The following is a 4,454-nucleotide window of genomic DNA, read 5'->3' on the forward strand; positions in this document are numbered from 1 at the left end:
TCGTTGCATCTATATAGTTTCGCTCCAGCCAGATCAAAATCCTGCCCAGCCAATAGAAAAAGGAAAAAATCATCGATCTTTTTTGCACAGCGCCCACACACCCTAGGCCGGCCACAACAGACGCAAACTTGAACATCATATTCATCGCCTACGCATCGATCCGCTTTCTCGTCCGCATCCAGACATTCTGTTTGCTGGCTGTCCGAACATGGATGGCCTGCTGCCAGTTATTTTATGTTCCACCCGGCGTACACTCCAGCTAAAAAAACGGTAGTCATGGCAATCGCATGGACGATCATCCATCCCCACCGGCCGTAGCGGAAAGAGGAAGCCGCAAGCGGGGAGCGCGCTTTTTGGGGGACGATTTTTCCGCCCATCCACTCAAAGAAAAGCAAATACAGCCACCAGGCGGTGTATGAATCCCACACATCCCACTGTTCCTTATAATCAATCAGAGGGAGCGGCGATACAAGAGCAACCAACTCGAACAACATAATCAACTGCACCATCGCAAAGTAAAACGGCAACTTCCATGCCCAGCTTTCCGGACTGTACTTGACTCCAAACAAAACGAAAAACGGAATGACGGTTGCCATTTCAACGAGCGGAATCGGTGTATAAGGAACGAGCTTAACAGGGAAGGAGTAAAAGCCTGCATAGACAAACGCAAGGCAAAGAACGATGCCTGTCACCGCACTGAATGCATACAAAACCGCATATCTCCGTATATGCCGTTTGGCGATCCAAAAACTTCCCGCTATACTCAACATGACCGCTGCCAGTTCCACCGTCCAAACAACAGGAAGAGAAAACGTCATCATCGATCCTCCCTAACCCATTTCCCACTCCCTAAACGCTGTCTCAGACAGCACTGTTAGTATAATCCAAAGTGTGGAATTTATTCCGGCGCCCTCACCGGCTTTCCACCCCATCAAGCTGTCTAGCATGGCTTAACAAATGTGCTTCGTGCAAATTTATTATTATTGATGAAAAAAGGGGGTGTCCCAAAAGGACTGGGACACCCTCTCTCATCGCTATATATAAGCACCAGCCGCTTCTCTGTCACACTATATATTGTGTCTTTCTTGAGGAGAGATCGCCTTTTGGGTCAGCCCCTTTCATGGATCGGACTGCATCAAACTTTCAAGAATCTCCGAAAAAAGAAATCATTGCGCAACAAACGCTAAAATTTTCCCGAACGAAAAATCGAGTAAAGCAGCCAACCGAACAGAAAAGCGGACGCGCCTAATCCGATTTCAACAGCAGGAATCTTCCACAGCAGCGTCGACGGCCGCCCGAGCGAGGAAGCGATCATCAGCCCGGCAAGGACGATGCTCAGCGAAAGAAGAACGATGCTAAACGACAGCCGGTTCGTAATCTGATCGAGCTTCTTTAGCAGCGTTTCCAAATCAGGCGCCGTGATTTCCAGCCGAAGCTTGCCATGCCGCATCATTTTCGTCCATTCCTTTACGCTGTCCGGCAAGCGAAGCAGCCATTCACCGTAGTCGAAAATCCGTTTCCACGCCGTTTCCGCTACACGGTCAGGCCGAAGACGCTCTTTCATCAGCTTTCTCCCAAACGGTTCGGCCACATCCATGATGCGAAACTGCGGATCAAGCGTCTCCACGACCCCTTCGACCGTCAACAGCGCTTTCCCTAACAGCGTCAAATCGCTTGGGATGCGAATGCCATGGCGAAATGCCACCGAAAGCAAATCCTCGACGGCTTCCCCAAGACTGATCTCACCGAGCGGGACGCGGTAGTATTTCTCCCGCAACTCGTCAATATCATCGCGCAATTTTCCTTCATCGACTCCGTCAGGAACAATTCCTAAACCGTAAATCGCACCCAACACCCCATCCGTGTTTTGCCGCATTAAGGCGATGATGAGTGAAGAAAGATGATGTTTGACATGAGGTCGAAGGCGGCCCATCAAGCCAAAGTCAATGAAGGAAAGCGTTCCATCGTCAAGAACAAATACATTGCCAGGATGAGGGTCGCCATGAAAAAATCCATGCTCAAACATTTGTTTAAAGGTTGCTTCAGCCAAACGCTCGGCGATCGTTTTTAAGGAGTGGCCGTTCGCTTTCAACCGCTCGATCTCCCCGAGTTTGATCCCTTCGACATATTCCATCGTGAGCACTGTTTTCGTCGTATAATCCCAAAACACCCTCGGGACATACACCGACGAATCGCCGGTAAACTGCCGTGCAAACCGTTCCGCATGGCGCGCCTCGACTGTATAATCCAGCTCCTGCCGCAATGAGCGCACCAATTCATCGATGATCTCAGACAATTGGTAGGTTGCCGCCCAATCGAGACGGCGTTCCGCCAGCACGGCCAAATCTTGCAAAATTTCCAGATCCGTCTCCACCCGCGCAGCGATGTGCGGGCGCTGCACTTTCACCGCCACGGCCTGTCCGGAAGGAAGAACCGCCCGGTGCACTTGTCCAAGCGAAGCGGCAGCGAGCGGCATTTCCTCAAATGAACGAAAGAGTGTTTCCAGCGAACTTCCAAACTCCGCTTCGACAATCCGGCGGACATCGGCAAACGGAAACGGCGGAACTTGGTCTTGCAGCTTTTCGAGCTCACTGATGATCGGAGCGGGAATCAAATCCGGCCGTGTGCTAGCAATTTGCCCGAGCTTCACGAACGTCGGGCCGAGCTCCTCGAGCACAAGGCGGAGCCGCTCCCCAACCGTTTTTCCTTCCTTTTTCCCTTGCTCCGCTCTCCATCGCGGCGGCAACGAAAGAAACGACGAAAAGCCGAGCTCATCGACGATCATCCCGAATCCGTGCCGAAGCAAGGAGGCGGCGATTTCGTGATACCTTCCGATATGGCGCATCCGTTTTCCGATCATCGAGACATCTCTCCTAAGGCGGCAAAAAGCGAGCGGACAGGCCGCATCGGTTTACTGCCCGCTTTGTTCCTTTTCTTCAAGACGGCGGATTCGCTCCTCGAGCTGCCGCACGTCTTCTTTCGTCGCCAAGTCGAGTTTATCGATCACCTGCTTGATTTGCTCGCGTACAAGCCGCTGCACTTCCGTTTTCCGCGCTTCGGTCTGCTGTTTCCATTGATCGATCACTTCCTTCGATTCGTCAAGCGACAATTCCCCTTTTTTGACTAACTCGTCAATGATTTTTTCCACTTGTTCTTTGCTTGCAATCGCCAATCCCAGCCCGAATGCCAATCCTTTCTTCAAAATGCTCATTCGTTTGTAGCCTCCTTGTGCCATTGTGTTTTCCTTATTGTACCATTCTTTGGCGATCCATGTCGAGCTAGACGGCAGCTCTTTTGTATAGGAGACAGGTCGATGCGGCATGCTATCGTTGGACAACGATTCAAAGGAGGGGTTTGATGGCCGACGAACCATTGCATTACGGAGAAGACTATCATTTTATTCACGCGACATCGGCAGCAAGCGGCCTCGGCGTCAGCGTGCTGCCCGATTTGTACTGCCATACGATCCAAATCGTGAACATTTGTCTTGTCGGCCGCCCGGACGACCACGCGTTTGTATTGGTCGACGCTGGCATGCCGGGATCAGCCGATGACATTGTTTCAGTCGTGGAAGACCGCTTTGGCAGCGGCAGCCGCCCGCAAGCCATTGTTTTAACCCACGGCCATTTTGACCACGTTGGAGCGATTGTTGAGCTTGTCAAGCATTGGAATGTCCCGGTGTATGCCCATCCGGCTGAACTGCCGTATTTGACTGGAAAGGCGAGCTATCCTGAACCTGACGCTTCCGTCGAGGGCGGCTTCATCGCCAAAATCTCGCCGTTTTTTCCGAACGAGCCGATTCAATTAGGCAACCGCGTCCAGCCGCTCCCTGCGGACGGCACCGTTCCGCACTTGCCGGAATTTCGCTGGATCCACACACCGGGGCACACGCCAGGCCACATTTCGTTATTTCGGCCGCGCGACGCCGCTTTAATCGCCGGCGACGCGTTCGTCACCGTCCGCCAAGATTCACTGTATAAAGTGTTGACCCAACAAATCGAAATCAGCGGCCCGCCGCGCTATTATACCATCGATTGGCGCGCCGCCCGCGAGTCGGTGCGCAAGTTAGCCGCACTCTTTCCGTCAGTCGCCATCACCGGACACGGTGCTCCTGTCGCCGGCAAAGAGCTGCGTGAAGGGTTGACAAAACTCGCCCGTGATTTTGACCGTATCGCTACCCCTGATTATGGGAAGTACGTCCATTAGGCAAACGGACTATCGTTCCGTGAACGGCTTCTAGTTTTGTTTGAAGCGGAAGTTTCTCTGCTAAAACCACTTTCAAGTAAAAACCAAGGGAGGGTGTCTGAACGGGGGCACCCTTTCGTTGACATGTGAAAGTCAGAGGATTCTCCATGGAGATGGTAGAGCACATTATGCCTTTAGCGACAACGCAAAAAAGACGACAAGAATCATTCTTGTCGTCCATCATAAGTGATGGGCCTAAGTGGACTTGA

General features: G+C 52.1%; 4 protein-coding genes. 1 reads left to right on the top strand and 3 read right to left on the bottom strand.

The window, feature by feature from the left end; all coding sequences use genetic code 11:
* Positions 1–227: 227 nt before the first annotated feature.
* The 3 genes from VU18_RS07485 to VU18_RS07495 all read right to left on the bottom strand — a co-directional run bounded on the left by VU18_RS07485 (position 228) and on the right by VU18_RS07495 (position 3,211).
* Positions 228–818, bottom strand: a complete 591-nt coding sequence (locus VU18_RS07485; protein WP_021322623.1) for a CBO0543 family protein — start codon at positions 816–818, stop codon at positions 228–230.
* A gap of 365 nt (positions 819–1,183) precedes the next feature.
* Entirely contained in the window at positions 1,184–2,860 is a 1,677-nt protein-coding gene (locus VU18_RS07490; protein ID WP_014195854.1) for an AarF/ABC1/UbiB kinase family protein, read from the bottom strand.
* A gap of 51 nt (positions 2,861–2,911) precedes the next feature.
* Complete coding sequence (locus VU18_RS07495; RefSeq protein WP_011231247.1) at positions 2,912–3,211, bottom strand: phasin family protein; 300 nt, start codon at positions 3,209–3,211, stop codon at positions 2,912–2,914.
* Positions 3,212–3,357: 146 nt separating this feature from the next.
* Here VU18_RS07495 and VU18_RS07500 point away from each other — a divergent pair, with 146 nt between their 5' ends.
* Positions 3,358–4,206 (top strand): MBL fold metallo-hydrolase, encoded by an 849-nt coding sequence (locus VU18_RS07500; RefSeq protein ID WP_011231248.1) that lies wholly within the window; start codon positions 3,358–3,360, stop codon positions 4,204–4,206.
* The last annotated feature ends 248 nt before the right edge of the window (positions 4,207–4,454 follow it).

Origin of the sequence: Geobacillus sp. ZGt-1 (assembly GCF_001026865.1) — a bacterium.
In the GTDB taxonomy this organism is placed as follows: domain Bacteria; phylum Bacillota; class Bacilli; order Bacillales; family Anoxybacillaceae; genus Geobacillus; species Geobacillus thermoleovorans.

What these genes read in the sequence shown, in the direction of transcription:
- VU18_RS07485 (WP_021322623.1), bottom strand. Translation starts at nt 818, where the DNA reads ATGACGTTTTCTCTTCCTGTTGTTTGGACGGTGGAACTGGCAGCGGTC.
- VU18_RS07490 (WP_014195854.1), bottom strand. Translation starts at nt 2,860, where the DNA reads ATGATCGGAAAACGGATGCGCCATATCGGAAGGTATCACGAAATCGCC.
- VU18_RS07495 (WP_011231247.1), bottom strand. Translation starts at nt 3,211, where the DNA reads ATGAGCATTTTGAAGAAAGGATTGGCATTCGGGCTGGGATTGGCGATT.
- VU18_RS07500 (WP_011231248.1), top strand. Translation starts at nt 3,358, where the DNA reads ATGGCCGACGAACCATTGCATTACGGAGAAGACTATCATTTTATTCAC.